This window comes from Clostridium bornimense (assembly GCF_018917145.1).
GTDB lineage: Bacteria > Bacillota > Clostridia > Clostridiales > Clostridiaceae > Clostridium_AN > Clostridium_AN bornimense_A.
On sequence record NZ_JAHLOD010000004.1, the window covers coordinates 1 to 23,289 of the forward strand.

The window sequence follows — 23,289 nt, forward strand, 5'->3', positions numbered from 1 at the left end:
ACCACCGCGAGTATTACCATACTTAATTCCAAGATCTAAACATATTTGACGACAACTTCTAGTTCCTGAAATATAATCTTTTGATGCCTTGATTTTATCTTCAAAAGAATATTTATATTGTCTTCCCATAAAAAATACCTCCAAAGTAGATTTTGGTTATTTACCATGTCTACTTTAGAGGTATCATATCATTGTGCAACAGCTATACAATATATATTACTTACTTATGATATCTTCTGCCTCTCTTTCAAGTCTTCCTACAGCTGATACCCAATCTATTTCTGTTTCATCATAAAGTTTTTTAACTGCTGCAAACCAATTAAATACTCTAGTTTCAATTTCATCACTTATTTCAAAAGCCGCCTTTACGTTGTTCATAAAAACTTCTTCATCAGCTTCATAATTTCCATCACAAAGAGCTAATCCCATAAGTTCAAAGTATACAATTATCTTATTCTCCTTTGAACTATTTTTATATGATAATATTACCTCATCAAAATTTTTCTTAGTTGGATTATAATTTAATCCTAGTTCCTCTTTATATTCCGCCACTAACTTTTCTTCTTCAGCATTAATATTTTCATCATTTAATATATCAACTAAATCTAAAAATCCTTTTTGTTCCTCTTCTGATAACTTACTTAAAAACATTTTCTCATCCTCCCACCTTTTTCTATATAGCTTCATATTAACACAAGCAATAATTCTATTCAACAAAACTTTTGTTAATATTTAAAAATTATACTAAAAATAACTATTCACATCTTCATATATAACTTTTATTAAAACAGCTATAGGCACTGATAATACCATTCCCATAAACCCAGCTATTTCCCCACCTATATACAATACTACTACTATTAACAATGGATGCATATCTATAGAATCTCCTGTAACTTTTGGCGATATTATATTACTCTCTATCATCTGAATTATATATAACCCCACTAATAAATATAGAAAGCTTCCTCTTTCACCAATAAGTGCAATTATTAATATCGGTATCGTTCCTATTATAGGTCCAAAATATGGTATTATATTTAATATTCCATTTATTATTGATAAAAGAAATGGAAACTTTATTCCAAAGCATAATAATAATATAAAGGTTAATACAACAACTACTAAAGATAAAATTAATTGACTACTAATATATTTTGTAAGGCTTATATCTATGTCTTTTGCTATTTTCTTAAAAAAACCTCTACATCTTATTGGAACTAAAACCATAGTTCTATTAAAAATTTTTTTACCTTCACTTAAAAAATAATAAACAGCAACGGGTATTACTGTTAATTCAATAAAATATGATGTAATTTCTACTATACTATCTATAATTTTTTCACTAAACAAAAATACATATTGTTGAGCCTTCACATAACCCTTATCAACTATATTTCCAAGAAATTTATTTTTATGGATGTCATCAAAAGAATCTATAATTTTCTCTACAGTGCCACCTATAGAATTAAGTGCATCCCTTAAGTTATTTGCCTCCTTAATAACTTCCGGTATAAAAAAAACTAACGTTATTGCAAAAATGCCTATTAGTGCACCTACTATTATTAATGATGATAATTTTTTGTTTAATCCTTTATTACTTAAATACTCCACAGATGGTTTTAAAAGATACGTTATAAAAAAAGATATCACAGCAATCTCAAGCAAACTCTTAACTACCTTTATACTTAATAAAAAATACAAAATAGAAATAATAACTATAGCTAATAATATTCTTTTAATAATTTTATATATTTCTCTTTTCCTTCCTGTCCATGGCAATGCAGTCACTAAACTCACCACCTTTCCTTGTAAATGTTATATTACCTTTAGACTTACATATACATTGTTCCTCTCCAATAATAATTTCATACGGTAATACTATCCTTTTTCCTTCTATAAAATTCCGAATTATTCCTGAAGAAATTGCTACTCCTAAAATACTAAACTCTATCTCATCTATATAAATATCTTCTATAATACCTAATATAGAATTTCTTTCATTAATCACTTCTTTATACTTTATTTCTCTAAATAATACCCCTTCTACATCCACTACCTTACTTACTATAATACTATCACCTATAGCTAATATATCTTCAACACAAGCCATAATCTTTTTATTTCTCATACCATTACTTTTTATATATAGACCAATTACTCTGCTTTCCTTAAATGATAACGCTAAATCCCAGACTACACCTATATATTTTCCCTTTAAGTTGTATACTCTTAAATTTTCAAGATCATTAACACTATACATAATCCATCACCTTATGATTATGATTTCCAAAACCACTAAAATTATTATTATATATTTATATGTTTAGCTTATATGTAAAACTGTTATACTTAAGTGTTGTTTTCATAAATCATAGGTTTCTACTCCAAGCTACATGAAGGCATAGCCTTCGTTAGCCTCCTGTAATAGTTATACATCAAATTTAAATCTCTTAAGAAAACTATCTTATTCTATAAATAAAATTATCACACTTAAAATCTCAAAAATCCCCCTGAGGAAATTTCATCCACCACTGTGCACTGATATAAAAAAACTGCCGTACTTTCGTACGACAGTCTCACTTATTATAAAATCTTATCTATTACGCCACCACCAACAACATAATCATCTTTATAAAAAACAACTGATTGTCCTTTAGTGATTGCTCTAACTTTTTCTTTAAATACAACTTTAACTTTATCATCATCTAATGGATATATAACAGCAGCTGTTGGCTTTCCTGAATATCTTATCTTTGCTTCAACCTCTAAAGGTTCAGTAAGTTTATCAATAGATATTAAATTAACATCCTTTGCCACTAGTTCTGTTTTGAATATATCTTCTTCACTTCCAACTACAACAGTATTATTGAAAGGAACTATATCTGTTACAAATACCGGTGTTCCAAGAGCTAATCCTAAACCTTTTCTTTGTCCTATTGTATAAAAAACAATACCTTTATGTTTGCCTAATTTATTTCCATCTTTATCAACGAAATAACCTGGCTTAATTTGATTTGGTTTTGCTCTCTTTATAAACTCTCCATGATTATTATCTGGAATAAAGCATATTTCTTCAGAATCTTTCTTATTATGAACTGCTAATCCTATTTCCTTAGCAATTTCTCTTATCTCATCCTTTGTATACTCTCCACATGGCATTAAAGTATGTTTTAATTCATCTTGAGTAATACCATATAAAGCATAAGTTTGATCTTTTCTATCATCATCAGATCTAACTAAATACTGTCTTCCATCTCTCTCTTCAATTTTTGCATAGTGACCTGTTGCTACATAATCACAACCTATTTCTCTAGCTTTTTGAAGGAAATAATTAAACTTCATTACCTTATTACACATAACACATGGATTTGGAGTTCTTCCTTCCATATATTCATCAATAAAATAATCTATAACTGAACTTTTGAATTTATCTCTAAAATTTAAAACATAGTAAGGTATTCCTAATTTTTGTGCTACACGTCTAGCGTCATCAACAGCTGAAAGGGAGCAACAGCCCCCTTCCATACCTTCATAATACTCATCATTTTGCCAAACTTGCATAGTAGCACCAATTACTTCATACCCTTGTTTCATAAGTAAATAAGCTGCAACAGAGGAATCTACGCCTCCACTCATACCTAGTAAAACCTTCTTTTTCATGTTTACTCCCATCTACTTTTCACAAAAGTTTATTTAATTTTTACTACTCTCCATGAACTTCTTCATGTATATGTTCTGAATGCTCTTTAGTATCCCAAGCTTCTAAGCCATGTTTAACTCTGTAATCATTTATTGCCTTATGAATAGCTTCTTCAGCTAAAACTGAACAATGCATTTTTACTGGTGGAAGACCATCTAAAGCTTCAGCAACAGCTTTGTTTGAAAGCTCCCAAGCTTCTTCTATTGTCTTTCCTTTTATAAGTTCTGTAGCCATTGATGAAGATGCTATCGCTGATCCACATCCAAAAGTCTTAAACTTTACATCTTTAATTATGTTATCTTCTACTTCTAAGTAGATTTTCATTATATCTCCACATTTTGGGTTTCCTACTTCACCAACACCATCAGCATCTTTTATTTCTCCAACATTTCTAGGATTTTGGAAATGATCCATAACCTTATCAGAATAAATCATCATAATTTTCTCCTCCTTTAACAAATGTCTCCCAATATGGTGACATATCTCTTAATCTAGTTACTATCTCACTTAATTTTTCAATTACATAATCAACTTGTTCTTCTGTATTAGATCTTCCTAAACTTAATCTAACAGATCCATGAGCTATACCATGTGGAAGCCCAATTGCAAGTAATACATGTGATGGATCAAGAGATCCAGATGCACAAGCTGATCCTGTAGAAGCACATATTTTATTACTATCAAGAAGAAGTAACATTGCTTCTCCTTCAATACCTATAAATGAACAATTTACATTGTTATATGATCTTTTTTCTCCGATAGGTCCATTTATCTTTGTATGAGGTATTTTTTCTACTAAACCATTTAATAATCTATCTCTTAATGCTCCTATTCTCTTGCTTTCTTCTTCCATTTCTTTAACAGCAAGTTCAATAGCAACTCCCATACCTACTATTCCAGGTATATTTTCTGTTGTAGCTCTCTTACCTCTTTCTTGTCCTCCACCATGAATAAGGTTATCTATACGAACACCTTTCTTAATGTATAAGGCACCAACGCCTTTAGGACCATAAAATTTATGTGCTGCCATAGATAACATATCAATATTATCATTCACAACATCTACTGGTATATGTCCTACTGCTTGAACGCCATCACAGTGGAAATATACTTTCTTTTCTCTACAAATGGCACCAATTTCTTTAATAGGTTCTATAGCACCAATTTCATTGTTAACATACATTACAGATACTAAAATAGTATTATCTTTTATAGCATTTCTTACGTCTTCTGGATTTACTAATCCATCTTTATCTACTGGAAGATAAGTTACTTCAAAACCTTGCTTACTTAAATACTTAAAAGTATTCATAATAGCATGATGTTCTATAGCAGTAGTGATTATATGATTTCCTTTTTTTCTATTAGCAAAAGCTACACCTTTTATTGCCCAGTTGTCAGCTTCACAACCACCAGCTGTAAAATATATTTCTTCTGCTTTTGCATTTATAGCATTAGCAACCTTATCTCTTGCTTCATCAATTGCTTTTTTAGTATCTCTTGCTATTGAATACCATGATGAAGGATTTCCAAAATTCTCTTCAAAATATGGCATCATTGCTTCTATAGCTTCTTTTCTTGTTGGTGTAGTTGCTGAATAATCCATGTAGATTACATCACTCACTCTACTCACTCCTCTTCTCCATTAATTTTGTTGATTCATCTATCATATCTTGTAACGTAACATTTTGAGTTACACTGTCTATTGAATTCTTTATTTTAGCCCATAAACTTCTTGTAGCACAACAATCTAAATTAGAACATTTTGATTCATCCTCTAGACATTCTGATACTTCAATAGGACCTTCTAAAACGTCCATAATTTGAGCAACTGTTATATCTTTTGGTTCTCTAGCTAGCTTATATCCACCCTGAGCACCTCTTATACTTATTATTAGTCCTGCTTTTCTAAGCGGTGCAAAAAGTTGTTCTAAATATGCTACCGTTATATTTTGACTCTCTGATATAGTTTTTATAGATACAGGTTCATCTCCATATTGAGTTGCTAAACAAAACATTGCCTTAACCCCATACCTACCCTTTGTAGAAAGTTTCACCTTTAACACCCCAGTTCTAACTTTTGAACTTATCTTATCAAATCTGAGTAAAGTTGTCAACTTTAATCATAAAAAATCCGAGTATTTTAATCTGAAATATTATCAGGGCACATGTAACAAGGCATAAGGCACAAGTAAAAATTACTCTATGCGAGAAATTTTGTTATAATCCTGCTTATAACTAATGTATCTTATGAAATACATTCCAGTTTTACTATTACTTAACTCTATATAATACTATGCAAATATATATTTAAATCTTAATGAAAGTGCAACTTTCATTAGTCCTCTGTATTGACTTATATATCAACTATAATTCAAATAAGAAACATAGTCTAACTTATAACATTCAACTCAACACTTAAAATTTCAGAAATTCTGCAGTAATTTCCTCAACAACTGTGCACTGCTATAACTGCGCACCGACAAAATCTTCCTCCATCCCTGTGCCTTGTGCCCTCATACTTGTACCTTGCATCTGTGCACTAAAAAAGAGACTTTCGTCTCTTTTTTTTAATTAAAATCTTCAATTCTTATAATATTTTCAACCTTATAATTATCCCCTAGATTTTCAAAGGCCTCAACAGAATTTCTTATAGCCTCTTCCTTAGCTTTATGAGTTATAAAGATTATATCAGTTCTTCCTTCTTTTCTATCCCCTCTTTGAATAAGTGATAATATAGAAATCTTATGAAGAGCAAATATACTTGATATCTCTGCTAAAGTACCAGGTGTATCAAAAACATTCATTCTTAAATAATATTCTGATTCAACTTCTTTCATATCTTTTAAAGCTTTTTTGTTGTTTTCTTCAAATAAATCTAATCCACTTGGTTCATTATTTAAGTTTTTAGCAACTGCTATTATGTCACCAACAACTGCTGATCCTGTAGGCAAATCACCTGCTCCTCTTCCATAGAACATCAAATCACCAACAGCATCACCTTTAAGCATAATTGCATTAAATGAATCATTTACATTAGCTAAAGGATGATTAGCAGGAATCATTGTTGGATGTACTCTTGCTTCAATCTTGCCATCTACTTCAGATCCAATAGCTAGTAATTTAATTTTATATCCAAATTCCTTAGCTATTTCAATATCACCTTTTGATATTTTAGTTATACCTTCTCTATAAATGGATTCCACAGGCACTTTTTTATTAAAACATAAAGCTGTTAATATATCTAGCTTATATAATGTATCAAAGCCTTCTATGTCTGAAGTAGGATCTGCTTCTGCATAACCTTTATCTTGTGCACCTTTTAATGCTTCTTCAAATGAAAGCCCCTTGTCTTCCATCTCAGTTAATATATAATTTGTTGTACCATTAATTATACCAATAACCTTTTCTATTTTGTTACCAGTTAATGCTTCATTTATACCTTGAATAATAGGTATTCCCCCAGCTACAGAAGCTTCATAATGAACATGCACTCCACCAACTTCTTTAGCCTTATTAAATACTTCAACACCACACTTAGCCATCAATAACTTATTAGCTGTAACAATGTGTTTCTTTTTTTCAATAGTTCTTAAAATGTAACTTTTAGCTGGTTCTTCTCCACCCATAAGTTCAACTACAATTGATATTTCTTCATCATCTAATATATCATTAATATCAGTTGTTACTATATCCTCATCTACCTCTACTGGTCTTGGCTTATTTTTATCTCTAACAAGAATCTTGCTAACTTCAATTTCATATCCACTACGTTTTTCAATAACAGATTTGTTAGCATTTAATATTTTATATACCCCAGAACCTACATTTCCTAGACCTAATAAAGCTACTTTTAGTTTACCCATATATTAAAGCCCCCTTATTTACAATTATTAATTTTTGCGCCATCTTTCTCTAAGTTAAGAACAGACATCTTCCACTTTCTCTCACAAGTACTTAAGTACTTTTCTAATTTTTCGTGTAATATACTATTTTCTTTTTCATTTATTATCATAATAGTTGGTCCCGCTCCACTTAAGAATGAAGTTATAGCACCATTTTCTTTTGCAAATTTTAAAATTTCAAAGAAATCTGGTATTAATTGCCCCCTGTAATTTTGATGGAATTTGTCATTACATGCCACCGCTATATTTTCTTTGTTCCCCTTTGATAAAGCCATGGCTAAAAGTGCCGCTCTACTAACATTGTAAACTCCATCAACTAAAGATATATTCTTTGGTAAAATGCGTCTTGCTTCTTCTGTTGATAATTCAATATCTGGACTTAGTGCAATAAATTCAAAAGATTCACTAGTAGTAAACTTTTCATAATACACCTTATCATCCTCTATTACTGCAACAGTTATTCCCCCAAGTAAAGCTGGTACAATATTATCCGGATGATTTTCAATAGTCTTAGCTATTTTTAAAACTTTATCATTATCTACCTCTATACCTTTAATAGCAAAAGCTCCAAGTATTCCCCCAATAATACAAGTAGCTGAACTACCAAGGCCCCCTTTTAGAGGAATTCTTGAATCAAAAACAATTTTCAACCCCTTAACCGCTTCGTTTAATTCACTCAATGCTTTTTTTAAACTAACATAAAATAAATTGTTTTCATTCTTAAATTCTTCTAAGCATCCTTCAATAACTAGTCCTTCGTCTATTTCCTCAACATAAAAATCATTGTACAAATCTAACGCTAATCCTAAGCAATCAAAACCTGGTCCTAAGTTAGCACTAGTAGCTGGTACTGTAATCTTTATCATTTTACTCACCTAATTCTAAATATTTTTTTAGATTTTCTATTATTGTGCTCTTATCAATGATGTCATTATGAATAGCCTTTTTATTTCTTAATTCAAATAAGTTTTTGGGAATATCTACTGATGTATACTCATGAAGTTTATCCATCATTTCATCATCAGTAAGTCCTTCTTCAAATATTCCTAATCCCTTACAAACAGCTTCCGAGAACTTATAAGGACTTGCTGTAGAAGCTATTAATGTTTTTGTTTTATCTCCAGTTTCTTTTACATAATCTTCATACACCTTATAAGCTACTGCTGTATGTGTATCCATTAAATACTTGTTATTTTCATACATTTCCTTAATGGTAGCTAGTGTTTCTTCATCATTACAGAAACCACCATAAAATCTCTTCATCTTCTCCATATGTTCTGGTTTCACTGAATAGCGACCATCTTTTTGTAAAGATTCCATAGCTGATTCAACAAAACTTTCATCATTATCACTTATTTCATATAAATATCTTTCTAAGTTAGATGAAACTAGTATGTCCATTGATGGAGATACTGTTATATCCATATCTCTATTTCTATCATAAACTCCAGTATTAAAGAAATCAGTTAATACCTTATTTGTATTTGATGCACAAATAAATTTATTAACAGGTAACCCTAGCTTTTCCCCATAATAAGCTGCTAATATATTACCAAAGTTTCCACATGGAACAACTATATTTACCTTATCTCCTAAAAATATTTCTCCTCTATTTACTAATTGTAAATAGCTATACACATAATAAACAATCTGTGGTACTAATCTACCAATATTTATAGAATTAGCTGAAGAAAATGCCTTATTATTTTTTGCCATCTCTTCTCTTAATTCTTTATTTACGAATATTTCCTTAACAGCCTTTTGTGCGTCATCAAAATTTCCATTTATGCCATATACTTTTACATTGTTTCCTTCTTGAGACACCATTTGAAGTCTTTGAGTTTGTGATACCCCTTCACTTGGATAATATACAACTATCTTTATACCGTCTACGTTACTAAATCCTTCTAATGCTGCTTTTCCTGTATCACCTGAAGTAGCTGTTAAAATAACAATTTCTTTATCACCAGAAATTTTCTTTGAACTTTCAATCATTAAATGTGGTAGAACTGATAATGCCATATCCTTAAATGCACTAGTTGGTCCATGATACAATTCTATAAAGAATCCATCTCCACCTTTAACTACATCTACTAGTTCCTTACGAGAAAATTTTCCATCATAACTATTATCAACAATATTTTTTATTTCTTCTTTTGAAAAATCTCCAAAAAATATTTCAAGTATCTTACACGCTACCTCTTTGTAAGAATAATTTTTCATTTCCTCTAAATCTAATTTTATATTAGGAAAATCAACTGGTACAAATAGACCACCATCATCACAAAGCCCTTTTACAACGGCTTCTTGTGAGTTAACTACCTCTGTATTTCCTCTAGTACTTTTATATAACATAAATATAGCCCCCCGGTATTATTTTCTAATTACTATGATATAATGTTTTTCTAAACAAGTCAAGTGTTTTTAAGTGACATACACTTATTGTCCTGTGTATATTTACAATTATACATCAACTTTCCAATTGAAAGTTATAAAATATACTCATATAATTATATTAATATATTTTATCATGGGGGGTATTTTTATTGAGTAAATGTGAAATTTGTGGTGCTAATGCCGATAAACATCATATTATATTTAGAAGTGAAGGCGGACTAAACTTTCCCTTAAACTTTAAATTTCTTTGTAATAAACATCATCGTGGAAAATATGGTCCTCATAATGATAAACTTATAGATTTGAAATATAAATTAGAATTACAAAACAATCTTTATTTATTACTAACAAAGCAATATTATTCTATTGATGAAATATCAAAACTCATTAATATCAATCCTAGATTACTTAAAAAATTACTTGTTTCATTTAAAAATTATAAAGAAGGATATAAAAAAGAAGATATTATATATATTTTAATGGGTAAAAAATTTTATTCTGAAGAAGATTCCTATTATTTTTTTCAAAGCTCCTTAGGATTATGAACTACAACTTGTAAATTAATAATATTTTATTTTAAATTAGGAAGAAACCGTACTTCTACTTTTTATTCTTACTTATTAATTCTTATTCTAAAAAAGTTACGACATATTATTTATTGTGAAACAACTCCATAATAAATGCCACTAACAATGTAGTGGCATTTATTATATATTTGTACTTTAAACTCTGATTAATAATGTTAAAAAGTTCTTCTATACACTTTTTACATTATAATGTATAAATTCATCTAGTAAGTCATCATTGTATTTATTAATATTGCATTTCTTATCCATCAATATAAATGTTCTATGAAATTTACCTTTCATAATATTGTCTACAATTTTTCTTTGAGATCTTAAAGGTATCTTATAAAACTCTTTTATTAATATAATTTCCTCACCAGCATCTATATATCCATTTTCTAAAGCTCTTATATTAGAAAAATTTATTTCTAAATATTTAACTGTAGTATCTAAAAAATTAAAATTAGTTAAATCATAGTCCCAAACTATCTTCACAACGTTTACAGTACTTTCTTTAGATTGCTCTAGATGTATCAAAAAATACTTCTCAAAATCTACTTTTTCCACCCCTTCACCTAGATAAATTCTACACATATTCCTCACCTCGATATATATATTATAACTTAGTGTATTTTCATTTCAATACATTTTTCTAAATTTATAAAATTTTCTGACTATTTAATATTACGTAATTTTTTTGGTATAATAATATATTAAGAGTAATATGAAAATAATTTAGAGGTGAACTATGAATAACGAAGTTATATTAACTGAAGCTGGAAAGCAAAAATTAGAAGATGAATTAAATTTTCTTAAAAATACTAAAAGAGCAGAAATTAAAGAAGCATTAAAAGCTGCTAGAGCTCAAGGTGACCTTAGTGAAAATGCAGATTACTCTGCTGCAAAAGATGATCAATCTATAACTGAAACTAGAATTCAAGAACTTGAAAGCATTTTAAAACGTGCTAGAGTTATAGAAGGCAGCGAAGATGAAAATATCTTTGATGTTAATAAAACAGCAAAAGTTAAATTTTATGATTTAGACGAAGTGGAAGAAGTTACTTTAGTATCTTCTGTAGAAGCAGATACTATGAATATGAAGATTTCTATCGATTCTCCATTAGGTAAAGCATTATTTAAGTTACCAATCGGTAAAAAAATTACTGTTGCTTCTCCAGATGGCGATTACGATGTTGAAGTTTTAGAAATTTTAAAATAATTATATATACATATAATTATATTAAAAAAGCTGTTACACAAAACTAAGTGTATCAGCTTTTTTTATCAATGCACAAGTATCATTTTATTTCTTAGAAAATTAGCATTGTCTTCATATCAAAAAGGAACTATCGCACCAAATTCTCATTTATCAATACGACACTTCCTTCTTCTTATAACTAATATTTAATTTATACTAAATTGGATATCTATGTAATGTTAAATCTGATATTTCTCTTTTTAATGATCTTGTCTGTACATAAGAAGTAAATAACACTATAATAGCTGGAATAAATATAATAGCAAATAATTTATCAATAAAAATCATTAAAATTAAACTTATTAATTCTACTCCTAATGTTACATATAATATATTTTTATTAATCTTTAACTTTCGTTTCATTTCCCAAGTATTAATCATCATGATTTTTCTCCTACTTTCCGTTTCATCTTGACACTATAATATAATATTTTCCGATATATTTCTACATATATTTCCTAAAAGTGCATTTTTACTTCTTAAGTGTAATTTTATACATGATTTTTTATTTTAGCTAAATAATTTTTAATACTATTTTCAAATTTATTATCCCCGGCAATATAAAATTCTTCATTTAAATAATTTGAAGGCAAATATAGCTGTTTAACATAATTATTTTTATAATCATGAGGATATTTATATCCTATACCATTACCAAGTTTACTAGCTCCTGAATAATGACTATCTTTTAAATGACTAGGTATCTCACCTATATCCTTTTTTTCTAATAAACTCATAGCCTTATCAATGGCAACACATGAAGAATTAGACTTTGGAGATGTTGCTAATAAAAGTGTAGCCTCTGCAAGTGGTATCTTCGCTTCTGGCAAACCTATCATTAATGCAGAATCAACACAAGCTTTTACTATAGAAATTGCTGCCGGATAAGCTAAACCAATATCTTCACTTGCAATAACTAATAATCTTCTGCATATAGATTGTAAATCTCCACCCTTTAATAGCATTGCTAAATATAATATTGCTGCATTTTCATCACTTCCTCTTATCGACTTCTGAAATGCACTAAGTAAATCGTAATGATTATCGCCATCTTTATCAAAGGAAATTATCTTTTTCCCTGTGATTTTCTCAACAAACTCTTTACTTATTTCTATTTTTTCTCCATTATTCAAAGAATATACTAAAAATTCAAGAGTATTTAATGCATTTCTCATATCTCCATTACATCTATAAGCTATATCCTTTAAAACTTCATTGGAAGCTACTATTTCCAGATCCAATTGTTTTTCTAAATAATCTATTCCTCTTTTTAACCCTTCCTTTATATCATCAAAGTTCAAAGGCTTAAATTGAAAGATAACGCATCTTGATAACAATGCTTTGAATATTGAAAAATAGGGATTTTCCGTTGTTGATGCAATTAATGTTACATCACCACTTTCCAATACCTCTAAAAGGCTTTGTTGAGCCCTCTTATTAAATAAATGAATCTCATCAATATATAACAAAATCCCCTTAGTTCCCATGAGAGTACTTCTAGCATTTATAGCTTCCTTTACATCTTTAAGTGTATCTGTTGCCCCATTGACTTTATATAATGTTTTATTAGTCATTTCAGATATTATATTTGCTACAGTTGTTTTACCACAACCACAAGGACCATAAAATATCATATTTTGAATAAATCCTTTGTTAATAGCTCTACTTAATGATCCATTTTCACCAAATAAATGTTTTTGCCCTAAAACATCTTCTAACCTCTTAGGTCTAAGTTTACTAGCCAAAGGCTCCATTAAAATCACATCCATATACTTAATTCTATTACTGTAATTGTAACAAATAATATTTTAATTCACAATTCACAATTAAGGTGGCTTTTCCTTCAGAAAAGCATTATAGTCCCGAGGAGATCCTATATGATTTTCTAATAATATAAAAGCACTAAGAAACTCTCGTTTCCTAGTGCTTTATCCTCTAAATATTAGTCATCTCTATTCATATAACCAAATATTCTAAGTAAGTATAAGAATATGTTTATAAAATCTAAATAAAGTTGTAATGCTCCATATATTGCCACATTATGATTTTGACCAAATATTCTTTGATGCTCTTTAAGTCTTTGCATATCATATGCTGTAAGTCCTGCAAAAAGAACGACACCTACAGCTGAAACAGCTAAATTTAGAAAAGTACTTCTTACAAATATATTTATCAACCCTGCTATCATTAATCCTATTAAAGCCATGAATGCTATATTAGAATATTTTGATAAATCCATTCTTGTGGTATAACCTACTACCGCAAAAACACCAAACATTGCAGCTGCTGTTATAAAAGCAGAAGTTATAGTTCCTTGTGAATATACCATAAATATACCTGATAGTGATACTCCATTAATAGCCGAATAAACTATAAATAAAGCTGTGGCAGTTACTGGTGATATCTTATCTAGCATACCAACTAATATCATAACTAATCCCACTTCAAGAATTAATATTACAAAAGGATTAACTCTATAAAAAATAGTTGGATTGGTACCTACATAAAGAGCACTAATAGCAGATATTAAAAGTGCTATACCCATCCATGAAAATACCTTGGCTATGTATTTATTCTGTTCTCTTATAGAATCATAAGCAACATTACCATTCATATTATTCACCTCAATATAATTTTATTACTATATATTATATACTAAATATTATTTTAATAGTATTAAATTTAAATTGTTTTAAATTAATTTACAACTATCGGTGCACAGTTTGGGATATAGCTGTCATTTAACAAATGAGAATTTGTGAGCGATAGTTCCTTTATTATGGCACAGGTTAGAAGGCACAGGGCACAAGTAAGGTTAATTTTCCCCTACTGGGAAAATATTATAAGTCCTGCGGACGGCAATGTGTTTTCATATTTACTATAAATCCAAAAATTTAAATCCAAGCTTCATGAAAGTGCTACTTTCATGAACCCCTATAATGACTTTTTTATTAAACATAACTAATTAAAAAAACTAGTATACTCCATACCTTCAACTTAAACACTTACAATCCAAGAAATTCCGCAGAAATTTCTTCCTTTCCTGTGCCTTGTGCCTTGTGCCCTGACAGTTGTGCCCTAATAATAAAAAGGTGCCCCAAGATAACTCCTGCCATCCTGTTGCACTTTCTACTAATAATATTTATAAAAAAAGTCACTATAGATTTTAGCATCTTCTTTATTCATAGGTTCAACACCTTCTAGTGGGTATGGAATATTTAATCCTTCATATTTAGAAACTCCTAATACATGATAAGGAAGAACTTCTAACTTAGTAAAGTTTTTTACATTATTCTTAACATAATCAGCTAAACCTTTCATATATTCTTCACTATCATTAAAGCCTGGAACTATTACTTGTCTTATCCACACTTTAACATCGGTTTTATTTAAAGCTTCCAAAAAAACATTAAATTCGTCCAATTCTCTTCTAGTTATCTCTTTATATCCACCTTTTTCATAATGCTTAATATCTAATAAAACTAAATCTGTATATTTTAAAATTTCTTCATAATTTCCAACGCCAACACCTGAAGTATCTAAACATGTATTAATTCCAATTTCCTTACAACCTTTGAACAATTCAATTAGAAATAAAGGTTGAAGAAGGGGCTCACCTCCTGAACAGGTGACGCCCCCTCCACTTTTATCATAATAGGTCTTAAACCTACTTAACTTAGCAACAAGTTCTGAAACTTCTGTCTCTGTTCCTCCATCAAGTGTCCATGTATCTGGATTGTGACAAAACTTACATCTAAGGTTACAACCTTGAAAAAATACCACTGATCTAATACCTGGACCATCGACAAGACCCATAGACTCGAAAGAATGTATTCTACCCTTCATTAATTACATCTTTTCGTGGAATGTTCTCTTAATTACTTCTAATTGTTGTTCTCTTGTAAGTCTTGTAAAGTTAACAGCATATCCTGATACTCTGATTGTAAGTGTTGGGTATTTATCTGGATTTTCCATAGCATCTAATAATGTTTCTCTATTTAATACATTAACATTTAAGTGGAATGCAGCTTGTGCAAAATATCCATCTAACATATTAACCAAGTTATTAACTTGAGTTTCTTTATCAGCTCCTAAAGCAGTTGGAACTATTGAGAATGTATTAGAAATACCATCTTGGCAATGAGTTCTATATGGAATCTTAGCAACTGAATTTAATGATGCTAATGCTCCATTTACATCTCTACCATGCATTGGGTTAGCTCCTGGTGCTAATGGTTCTCCTGCTTTTCTTCCATCTGGTGTATTACCAGTTTTCTTACCATAAACTATATTTGAAGTTATAGTTAATGCTGATAATGTATGTTCTGCATTCTTGTAAGCTGGAGTCTTCTTTAATTCTGCTGAGAAGTATTTAACTAATTCTACAGCTAAATCATCAACTCTATCATCATCATTTCCGTATTTAGGGAAATCTCCTTCAACCTTAAAATCTACAGCTAATCCATTTTCATCTCTTATTGGAGTAACTTTAGCATATTTTATTGCACTTAGCGAGTCAGCAGCTACTGATAATCCTGCAATACCAAATGCCATGAAGTGTTTAACATCTGTATCATGAAGTGCCATTTGTCCAGCTTCATAAGCATATTTATCATGCATATAGTGGATTGTATTCATTGTATTAACATATAATCTTGCAACTTCAGATAAAGCTTTTTTGTATTTTGGTAAAACTTCATCATAGTTTAATACATCGCCAGTTATTGGTTCTAATCCCTTAAGTACTTGAGTCTTCTTCTTTTCATCTACACCACCATTGATAGCGTATAATAATGTCTTAGCAACATTAGCTCTTGCACCAAAGAATTGCATTCTCTTACCAACTTCCATAGCAGATACACAACAAGCTATTGCATAATCATCACCATATATTGGTCTCATAACGTCATCATTTTCATATTGGATTGCATCTGTTTCTATTGACATTTTAGCACAATATTTCTTAAATGATTCTGGAAGGTTTTCACTCCATAAAATTGTCATATTTGGTTCTGGTGCTGGATTTAAGTTAGTTAATGTGTGTAAGAATCTGAATGAAGTCTTACTTACTAATGATTGTCCACTGATAGTAGTACCACCAATTGATTCTGTAACCCAAGCTGGATCTCCTGAGAATAATTCATTATATTCTGGAGTTCTTAAATGTCTAACAAGTCTTAATTTAATAACTAATTGGTCAATTATTTCTTGTGCTTGTTCCTCTGTTAATATTCCCTTAGCCATATCTCTTTCAATATAGATATCAAGGAATGTAGTATTTCTTCCTATTGAAGTAGCAGCACCATTGTTTTCCTTAACCCCAGCTAAATATCCTAAATATAAGAATTGAGCTGCTTCTCTAGCATTTGATGCTGGCTTAGAAATATCTATACCATAGCTTGCTGCCATAGCTTTCATTTCATTTAATGCTTTAATTTGCATTCTGATTTGTTCTCTTATTTGAATTACATCTTCTGAAGCATCTAAATTTTCTTTTTCAGCAAAATCTGCTTTCTTCATTTCGATTAAGTAATCTATACCATAAAGAGCTATTCTTCTGTAATCACCTATGATTCTTCCTCTTCCATAAGCATCTGGAAGACCAGTTAATAAACCAGCATGTCTAGCTGCTCTCATATCTGAAGTATATGCATCGAATACCCCTTCATTATGGCTCTTTCTGAATGCTTTAAAATATTTTTGAACTTCTGGATTCCAAGTATATCCATATTCCTCAAGTTCTTGTTCTACCATTCTTACTCCACCAAATGGATTAATGATTCTCTTTAATGGAGCATCTGTTTGTAATCCAACGATTACTTCATTTTCTTTATCTATATAACCAGGTTCAAAATTATTAATTCCTGAAACCCTATCTGTTTCTACATCGATAATACCTTTCTTGATTTCTTCAATTATTAAAGCTTCTGCTTTATCCCAAACCTTAGAAGTCTTTTCAGAAATAGGTGCTAAGAAAGATTCATCTCCGTTATATTGAGTATAGTTTTTAACTATGAAGTCTCTAACATCGATATCTTCGCACCAATGTCCCATTTTAAATCCATCCCATTGACTAAACATTAATAAAGTTCCCCCTTTAAATTTTTAAAAAATTTTATTCCATGAACACTTTTACAACAAAAACATATGCCATATCCCTGTTCATTTAACACAAGTTTCCCAGTCAAACCTGACCTTGTTATTATTTTAACACAATTATTTTCCTTTTTAAATAGTTTTATACAACTTTTCATATTTCTTTTTTGTAAACAATTACGAATACATTTTTGTATATTTCTGTAATTTATTTATCTATATTTTAGGAAAACTTCGCTGTGTATTTTCCATAAAAAACAAGTGATTTCCCCTTGTTACTTGCATTATTTTCCTTTTTATCATTTATTAAACAGAATTATCTGAACATTAACAAAGATTTAACAAAGTGTAATCGATATAAATCATTATTTGCAATTCAATCAGTTCAGACAATTCACAATGCACAATATCGGTTAATTTTCCCCAAAGGGAAAATATTATAGTCCTTAGGGCGGCTAAATTTACAATTGCATTTATAGATATGTTTAGTGCATATATAAAACTATTGTACTAAGTGCTGTTTTTCATAAATCATGAGTTTCTACTACAAGCTATATGAAGGTGCAACCTTCATTAGCCCCCTGTAATAGCTCTATATCAAATATAAGTACCTTAAAAAACTAATTTACTCTATACACAAAATTATGGCACTTAAAATTTCAGAAATTCCCCAAAGGGAATTTCATCCATAACTGTGCACTGTGCACTGACAACTGTGCACTGATATATACATGTGCCCTAACATGTTTAACAATTAATATTGCTTTTATAAACTCTTCTCTTATCAAGAGACCATATACCCTCTGAAATTGTCCCTACTTCAATACCATCAATTGCTTTCTTCATATCAAATAATGATGCATCTAATAAATCTAGAATGTGAAGCATTTGTGCTTCTGGAAACATAGGTTTTTTAGGACTACCATATTCCGGATTATAGTGATGAGATAAAATCATATGCTCAAGCATCATCATTACTTCTTTATCAGCCCCAACTTTATCCCCTATAACTTCTATTTCTTTAATTCCTTGAATTATATGTCCTAGGAGTTGGCCCTCTATTGTATATTCATCTACTAAACCTACTTCATTATTATGCATCTCATCAATTTTACAAATATCATGTAGAATTATTCCTGCAAACAATAAGTCTGTATTAATAAAAGTATATATTTTACTTAAAGCATCCCCAGCTTTAAGCATTGTTACAGTATGATACAATAGACCACTTCTTATAGAATGATGATTTTTCATCGCTGCTGGTGCTGTGAGTAGTTTTTCCTCTTTCTTTTCTACTATTAATTCAACAATAGTTGCTATATCTTCATTTTTAATTTTATCTACATATTCTTTTAATTCCTTTAACATCTCTTCACCTTTAAACGGTGCTGAAGGAATAAACTTCTCTATAGATATATTATCTTCATCAGTTACTTCTGAAAGTTTATCAATTCTAAGTTGATTAGCATTCATCCAACTTACAATTGCTCCTTTTATTTTAACTAAAGTTCCAGATTTAAATTTTTCTTCATCACCATCTTTATATCTCCAGAACTTACCGTCAATTTCTCCATCTTCATCCATTACTACTATATCTAAATATTTATTATTATTGGTTGCAGAAACCTTGACATTGCAAATTTTTATTAAAAAATAATCATCTACCTTATCACCAGTTTTTAATTGACTAACACCCATCATAATCCTCCTAATATATCTTTACATACTCACTTCTAAAAAATAAATATAATATGCACTCTCTTACTTTTTTACCTGTGATTTTTTCTAAAGCTTTTTTATAAAGCCTTAATTGAACTTTGTACTTTTCTACCATTTCCTTTTTATCAACATAATAATCACTTTTATAATCAACTATAATCAATTCATTATCTTTTTCATAAAAAGCATCTACAATACCGTTAAGAACTAATTTATCATCATCATCTTTTACATCATAAACCTCACTTGGAGACATTCTAAGTTGTATAGGAAATTCTCTTAGCAAAGTTTCTTCATTTTCTATCATATCTTTACATAAATCACTTCTTAAAAAATCTGATATTTTTCTGCAATTTATAACTTTTCCTTCTTCCTCAGATAGAATATTTTTATTTACTAATACATCCACTAAATCTTTCACTGATTCTTCTGACGAATCCATTTTTAGAGGTAAATGCTCCATAACAGTATGGTGTGCAGTACCTATTTGTGACCTAGTTAAGGATTTTTCATCTCTTAAAAATTTAGGAGATACTATTTCTTCTATATAGTTTCCTTTTGCTAAAGTGCCATTACTATCTATCTTAATATTACCTTCAATATACTTCCTCTTTATCTCTGAAACAGTTATATATGGAGATATATTGGTTACATCTTTGTATTTATATCTAAAATTAAGTATATTATCTATAGCCTCATACTTATCTCCTATTTCATCTTCTTTAAGTTTCTCTACTACTGTAATAGAATCATCATCTTCTTCCTCAGTATCATCGTCGCTATAGGAATCAATTAGTTGTATATTCCACTTACTATCGTCCTCTATTGGTGATGCAAAATTCAAGTCTCCTTCTATTCTTTCTCTAAGAACATTTCCATCTTTATGTGCCATTAAAGATATAATTATCCATTGCAAATAACTAGAGCATTTTTTAACCATATAACTAGGTAATCTAAAATTGCTACATTTCAATGCTTCCCTACCCTTTTTTATAAGGTTATCTATATCCTTATTAGCAGATAGTAAAATCAACTTTTCTTTTGCTCTTGTAAGGGCAACATAAAGAATTCTCATCTCTTCACTTTTTACTTCTGTCTCTATTGTATCTTTTATTACACTTCTAACTAATGTATCATGACTAATTCTTTCTTCGCCACTTATATATTTAGGTCCAAAGCCCAACTTTGGATGAAATAATATGTTTTCTCTAAGATCCATCATATTAAACTTTTTATTTAAATGTGGCATAAATACAATAGGAAATTCTAATCCTTTACTTTTATGTATACTCATTATTCTAACGACATTTTCATTTTCTCCAATAGTTATTGCAGAACCAAAATCACCTTTAGATATCTTTATCTTATTTATAAAATTTATAAAATTAAATAAACCTTTATATGATGTATTTTCAAACTCTCTACCTTTTTGTAATAACAACATCAAATTTTCTTGTCTAACATTTCCGTTACTAAGAGTTGCTACAAAGGAATAGAAATTAGTATCTAAATATAAGTACCATAAGAAATCAACTAAATTCATCTTAATACTTTTTTCTCTATACATCTTCAATTTTTCTAAAAATATCTTAGCCTTATTTCCTAGGAAATTTTCTTCTTTGCTATATTTTTTCAAGCAATTATAAAAGCCACCTTTTGCTTTTTCACCTCGTATTTTTATAAGTTCTTCTTCATCAAAAGAACCTATCGGAGATCTAAGAACCCCCATAAGTGGTATATCATTTAACGGATTATCTATTATCTCTAGCAATGACATCATTATATTAATTTCAAAAGAATCAAAGCATCCCTTAGATGAATCTAGAAATACTGGTATTTCTCTTTCCATAAGTGCTTCTTTTAATATATCACCATGTCCTGCAGTAGCTCTAAGTAATATTACTATATCTTTATAAGTTGGTATACGTCTTCCCTCTGGAACTGAGGCATCATCAATATATAATTGCTCTTTTCCACTTACTATATTTTCAATTCTATTACAAATATACTTAGCTTCTATTTCTAGTTCTTTTTTATCAACATCATCATCGCTTTCAGCTATTATATTTTTGTAATCTAAAAGAACTAAATCTATCGGCTCACCTTCACCATTAAAACTTGCTCCTGGGTTTAATGCTTCTACATCAGTATAATCCACATCTCCAAGTTCCTTACTCATTATTCTCTTAAAAAGAAAATTAATACCTGTAAGAACTTCTTTTCTAGATCTAAAATTTTTATATAATAGTATTTTAACATCTCTTTCACTAGTATTTTCACTATAATCGTAATATTTTTGTAAAAAGAACTGTGGATTTGTATTTCTAAATCTATAAATACTTTGCTTTACATCACCAACCATAAAAATATTAGGAACATCTACTCTACCAATCATTTTTATTATAGTTTCTTGTACTTCATTTGTATCTTGATATTCATCTATTAATACTTCACTATACTTTTCTCTAAGTTCTAATGCTACATTTGAAGGAATTATTTCTCCCTCATCACTATAGTCAACTAATATATCTAATCCATAATGCTCTAAATCATTATAATCTAATATTCCTCTTTTTTTCTTCTTGTCCTCATAAACCTTTTTGAAATCTATAACTAATTCTATAATAGCTTTTGAAACATTATGTAAAAATGTCATCTCATTTTTTATTTCTTCTTCTGTAGAAAAATAAAAATATTTTTCACTTATGCTTTTTATATACTTCTTTAATCCATCTCTTATTGCCATCAATAAAGCTTTTCCTTCTTCATCAACGCCTTTTACTGCTGGCATTCTTAAAAATTCAAAATTATATACTTCATTTCTTAATTGAAAAAATCCCTTTTCTTCTGATAAAATCTCTTCTATAAATTCACTTTCACTTTTTATTATGTCGTATACCTTATCATTGTAACCATAATCATAAAGATTATCTAAAAGTTCCTTATATCCTTTCCTATACTCTTTTAATCCATCTAGTATTTCTTCCATAGCTATCTTGCAATATATGGTTTCTTCAAAACTCTTATCGGTAATATCTAATTTTTCAAGTAACCTATTTAAATCTCTTTCTGGAAAAGACATAGCCATAGCATCACTATATAGAGATAATACTATCTCTTCAAGTTCCACATCACTTTTATTCTTTGTATAACCTTCTGCTAAAAGTAAAAATGAATCTCTCATATTTTCTTCATCATATCTATCTTCAATAACTTCTAAAACGGCTTCTCTTCTTATAAGTTTACATTCATTTTCATCACCAATTCTAAATGATGGATCTATATCTAAAAGGTGAAAATATTTTTTTATAAGTCTATTACAAAAGGAATGCATTGTAGTTATATCAGCCTTATTAAGTCTAATAAGTTGCTTTTGAAGTCTTGTATCTAATGGATTCTTGTCTATTTCCTTAGAGATTGCAACAGATATTCTTTCTTTCATCTCCATAGCCGCTGCATTAGTAAATGTCATAACAAGTAATGAATCTATATCTACGGCATTTTCTTTTCTAGTAATCTTTTTTATTATTCTTTCAACTAACACGGCAGTTTTACCAGAACCAGCAGCAGCCGAAACAAGAATATTACTTTTATCATGATCAATAGCTAACTGTTGTTCATTAGTCCATTTTCTTTCCACAATAC

Annotated in this window: 20 protein-coding genes; 2 read left to right on the plus strand and 18 right to left on the minus strand. The window is 29.4% G+C overall.

From position 1 onward, the window contains the following. Nucleotides 1–216 precede the first annotated feature (216 nt). From KQI30_RS02140 to thrC, 10 genes are all read right to left on the minus strand, one after another. Nucleotides 217–651, minus strand: coding sequence for a hypothetical protein (locus KQI30_RS02140; protein ID WP_216461515.1), 435 nt, complete (start codon nt 649–651; stop codon nt 217–219). A gap of 93 nt (nt 652–744) precedes the next feature. Next, entirely contained in the window at nt 745–1,791 is a 1,047-nt protein-coding gene (locus KQI30_RS02145) for an AI-2E family transporter (protein ID WP_216461516.1), read from the minus strand. Beyond that, the gene (locus KQI30_RS02150; protein WP_216461517.1) at nt 1,748–2,263 is read right to left on the minus strand and encodes a PRC-barrel domain-containing protein; all 516 of its coding nucleotides are present in this window, start codon (nt 2,261–2,263) and stop codon (nt 1,748–1,750) included. Before KQI30_RS02150 ends, KQI30_RS02145 begins: the two co-directional genes overlap by 44 nt. Before the next feature lie 323 nt (nt 2,264–2,586). After that, complete coding sequence (gene mnmA, locus KQI30_RS02155) at nt 2,587–3,663, minus strand: tRNA 2-thiouridine(34) synthase MnmA (protein WP_437177718.1); 1,077 nt, start codon at nt 3,661–3,663, stop codon at nt 2,587–2,589. A gap of 43 nt (nt 3,664–3,706) precedes the next feature. Further along, nucleotides 3,707–4,138, minus strand: a complete 432-nt coding sequence (nifU, locus tag KQI30_RS02160) for a Fe-S cluster assembly scaffold protein NifU (RefSeq protein WP_216461613.1) — start codon at nt 4,136–4,138, stop codon at nt 3,707–3,709. Then, on the minus strand, nt 4,125–5,309 hold the full coding sequence (nifS, locus tag KQI30_RS02165) for a cysteine desulfurase NifS (protein WP_253287355.1): 1,185 nt from the start codon (nt 5,307–5,309) through the stop codon (nt 4,125–4,127). Before nifS ends, nifU begins: the two co-directional genes overlap by 14 nt. Nucleotides 5,310–5,328: 19 nt before the next feature. After that, the gene (locus KQI30_RS02170; protein ID WP_216461520.1) at nt 5,329–5,760 is read right to left on the minus strand and encodes an RrF2 family transcriptional regulator; all 432 of its coding nucleotides are present in this window, start codon (nt 5,758–5,760) and stop codon (nt 5,329–5,331) included. Between the two features lie 513 nt (nt 5,761–6,273). Continuing rightward, nucleotides 6,274–7,569, minus strand: a complete 1,296-nt coding sequence (locus KQI30_RS02175) for a homoserine dehydrogenase (RefSeq protein ID WP_216461521.1) — start codon at nt 7,567–7,569, stop codon at nt 6,274–6,276. Between the two features lie 14 nt (nt 7,570–7,583). Then, nucleotides 7,584–8,474, minus strand: coding sequence for a homoserine kinase (gene thrB, locus KQI30_RS02180; protein WP_216461522.1), 891 nt, complete (start codon nt 8,472–8,474; stop codon nt 7,584–7,586). A gap of 1 nt (nt 8,475) precedes the next feature. Beyond that, complete coding sequence (gene thrC, locus KQI30_RS02185) at nt 8,476–9,963, minus strand: threonine synthase (RefSeq protein ID WP_216461523.1); 1,488 nt, start codon at nt 9,961–9,963, stop codon at nt 8,476–8,478. Between the two features lie 191 nt (nt 9,964–10,154). Between thrC and KQI30_RS02190 the strand changes: the two genes are divergently transcribed. Next, complete coding sequence (locus tag KQI30_RS02190; RefSeq protein ID WP_216461524.1) at nt 10,155–10,550, plus strand: HNH endonuclease; 396 nt, start codon at nt 10,155–10,157, stop codon at nt 10,548–10,550. A gap of 210 nt (nt 10,551–10,760) precedes the next feature. Here KQI30_RS02190 and KQI30_RS02195 read toward each other — a convergent pair whose 3' ends face one another. Next, nucleotides 10,761–11,165, minus strand: coding sequence for a hypothetical protein (locus KQI30_RS02195; RefSeq protein WP_216461525.1), 405 nt, complete (start codon nt 11,163–11,165; stop codon nt 10,761–10,763). Nucleotides 11,166–11,319: 154 nt separating this feature from the next. Here KQI30_RS02195 and greA point away from each other — a divergent pair, with 154 nt between their 5' ends. Further along, the gene (gene greA / locus KQI30_RS02200) at nt 11,320–11,790 is read left to right on the plus strand and encodes a transcription elongation factor GreA (protein ID WP_044038879.1); all 471 of its coding nucleotides are present in this window, start codon (nt 11,320–11,322) and stop codon (nt 11,788–11,790) included. Nucleotides 11,791–11,985: 195 nt separating this feature from the next. On the opposite strand, the gene KQI30_RS02205 is transcribed toward greA, so the two are convergent. The 7 genes from KQI30_RS02205 to addA all read right to left on the minus strand — a co-directional run bounded on the left by KQI30_RS02205 (nt 11,986) and on the right by addA (nt 23,284). After that, the gene (locus KQI30_RS02205) at nt 11,986–12,213 is read right to left on the minus strand and encodes a hypothetical protein (protein WP_216461526.1); all 228 of its coding nucleotides are present in this window, start codon (nt 12,211–12,213) and stop codon (nt 11,986–11,988) included. A 107-nt stretch (nt 12,214–12,320) separates the two neighbouring features. After that, nucleotides 12,321–13,583 carry a replication-associated recombination protein A gene (locus KQI30_RS02210; protein ID WP_216461527.1) on the minus strand — a complete coding sequence of 421 codons (1,263 nt, stop codon included), beginning with the start codon at nt 13,581–13,583 and terminating at the stop codon, nt 12,321–12,323. Nucleotides 13,584–13,771: 188 nt separating this feature from the next. Further along, complete coding sequence (locus KQI30_RS02215; RefSeq protein ID WP_216461528.1) at nt 13,772–14,443, minus strand: Bax inhibitor-1/YccA family protein; 672 nt, start codon at nt 14,441–14,443, stop codon at nt 13,772–13,774. Nucleotides 14,444–14,961: 518 nt separating this feature from the next. Beyond that, the gene (gene pflA / locus KQI30_RS02220; RefSeq protein ID WP_216461529.1) at nt 14,962–15,675 is read right to left on the minus strand and encodes a pyruvate formate-lyase-activating protein; all 714 of its coding nucleotides are present in this window, start codon (nt 15,673–15,675) and stop codon (nt 14,962–14,964) included. Nucleotides 15,676–15,678: 3 nt separating this feature from the next. Beyond that, complete coding sequence (gene pflB / locus KQI30_RS02225; RefSeq protein ID WP_216461530.1) at nt 15,679–17,910, minus strand: formate C-acetyltransferase; 2,232 nt, start codon at nt 17,908–17,910, stop codon at nt 15,679–15,681. Between the two features lie 762 nt (nt 17,911–18,672). Further along, the gene (locus KQI30_RS02230; protein WP_216461531.1) at nt 18,673–19,623 is read right to left on the minus strand and encodes a 3'-5' exoribonuclease YhaM family protein; all 951 of its coding nucleotides are present in this window, start codon (nt 19,621–19,623) and stop codon (nt 18,673–18,675) included. A 10-nt stretch (nt 19,624–19,633) separates the two neighbouring features. Beyond that, the gene (gene addA, locus KQI30_RS02235) at nt 19,634–23,284 is read right to left on the minus strand and encodes a helicase-exonuclease AddAB subunit AddA (RefSeq protein ID WP_216461532.1); all 3,651 of its coding nucleotides are present in this window, start codon (nt 23,282–23,284) and stop codon (nt 19,634–19,636) included. Nucleotides 23,285–23,289 lie beyond the last annotated feature (5 nt).

Bases quoted from the DNA above. Each gene is read 5' to 3' on its own strand.
- KQI30_RS02175 (WP_216461521.1), bottom strand. From the start codon at position 7,569: ATGGGTAAACTAAAAGTAGCTTTATTAGGTCTAGGAAATGTAGGTTCT.
- thrB (WP_216461522.1), bottom strand. From the start codon at position 8,474: ATGATAAAGATTACAGTACCAGCTACTAGTGCTAACTTAGGACCAGGT.
- KQI30_RS02140 (WP_216461515.1), bottom strand. From the start codon at position 651: ATGTTTTTAAGTAAGTTATCAGAAGAGGAACAAAAAGGATTTTTAGAT.
- pflB (WP_216461530.1), bottom strand. From the start codon at position 17,910: ATGTTTAGTCAATGGGATGGATTTAAAATGGGACATTGGTGCGAAGAT.
- nifS (WP_253287355.1), bottom strand. From the start codon at position 5,309: ATGGATTATTCAGCAACTACACCAACAAGAAAAGAAGCTATAGAAGCA.
- KQI30_RS02230 (WP_216461531.1), bottom strand. From the start codon at position 19,623: ATGGGTGTTAGTCAATTAAAAACTGGTGATAAGGTAGATGATTATTTT.
- mnmA (WP_437177718.1), bottom strand. From the start codon at position 3,663: ATGAAAAAGAAGGTTTTACTAGGTATGAGTGGAGGCGTAGATTCCTCT.
- nifU (WP_216461613.1), bottom strand. From the start codon at position 4,138: ATGATTTATTCTGATAAGGTTATGGATCATTTCCAAAATCCTAGAAAT.
- greA (WP_044038879.1), top strand. From the start codon at position 11,320: ATGAATAACGAAGTTATATTAACTGAAGCTGGAAAGCAAAAATTAGAA.
- thrC (WP_216461523.1), bottom strand. From the start codon at position 9,963: ATGTTATATAAAAGTACTAGAGGAAATACAGAGGTAGTTAACTCACAA.
- KQI30_RS02150 (WP_216461517.1), bottom strand. From the start codon at position 2,263: ATGTATAGTGTTAATGATCTTGAAAATTTAAGAGTATACAACTTAAAG.
- KQI30_RS02195 (WP_216461525.1), bottom strand. From the start codon at position 11,165: ATGTGTAGAATTTATCTAGGTGAAGGGGTGGAAAAAGTAGATTTTGAG.
- KQI30_RS02205 (WP_216461526.1), bottom strand. From the start codon at position 12,213: ATGATGATTAATACTTGGGAAATGAAACGAAAGTTAAAGATTAATAAA.
- KQI30_RS02215 (WP_216461528.1), bottom strand. From the start codon at position 14,443: ATGAATGGTAATGTTGCTTATGATTCTATAAGAGAACAGAATAAATAC.
- KQI30_RS02210 (WP_216461527.1), bottom strand. From the start codon at position 13,583: ATGGAGCCTTTGGCTAGTAAACTTAGACCTAAGAGGTTAGAAGATGTT.
- pflA (WP_216461529.1), bottom strand. From the start codon at position 15,675: ATGAAGGGTAGAATACATTCTTTCGAGTCTATGGGTCTTGTCGATGGT.